Annotated in this window: 2 protein-coding genes; one reads left to right on the forward strand and one right to left on the reverse strand. The window is 72.4% G+C overall.

Annotation, left to right across the window (positions count from 1 at the left end; genetic code table 11):
* A partial coding sequence (locus FNH21_RS16775) for a PTS sugar transporter subunit IIA domain-containing protein (RefSeq protein ID WP_479682158.1) occupies positions 1-144 on the reverse strand: 144 nt, incomplete at its 3' end.
* Here FNH21_RS16775 and FNH21_RS17225 point away from each other — a divergent pair.
* The coding region (locus FNH21_RS17225; RefSeq protein WP_422108797.1) for a PTS-dependent dihydroxyacetone kinase phosphotransferase subunit DhaM at positions 115-286 on the forward strand (172 nt) is incomplete at its 3' end. The two genes, FNH21_RS16775 and FNH21_RS17225, sit on opposite strands and share 30 nt — an antisense overlap.

Consider the following 286-nt stretch of genomic DNA (forward strand, 5'->3'; position numbering starts at 1 on the left):
CGTGCCGATCCGCGACGGTCCGTCGCCGTCGTCCGCTTCGCCGGCGGCGACGAGGACGACGTCCGGCGCCATCTGCGCCGCGAGTTCGACGACGCCCTCCGCGATCTTCCGGCTGTGCGAGACGATGACCAGCCCGACGCTCATGCGACCTCTCCACCGGCGGCTTCGGACGGCGACGGGGTCGTGATCCTGACGGATCTGGGTTCCGCGGTGATGACCGCCGAGATGGTGCTCGAGTTCCTGGAGCCGGAGGCCCGTGACCGGGTGCGGCTCGCGGAGGCGGCCC

Source organism: Arthrobacter bussei, from assembly GCF_009377195.2.
Lineage (GTDB): Bacteria > Actinomycetota > Actinomycetes > Actinomycetales > Micrococcaceae > Arthrobacter_D > Arthrobacter_D bussei.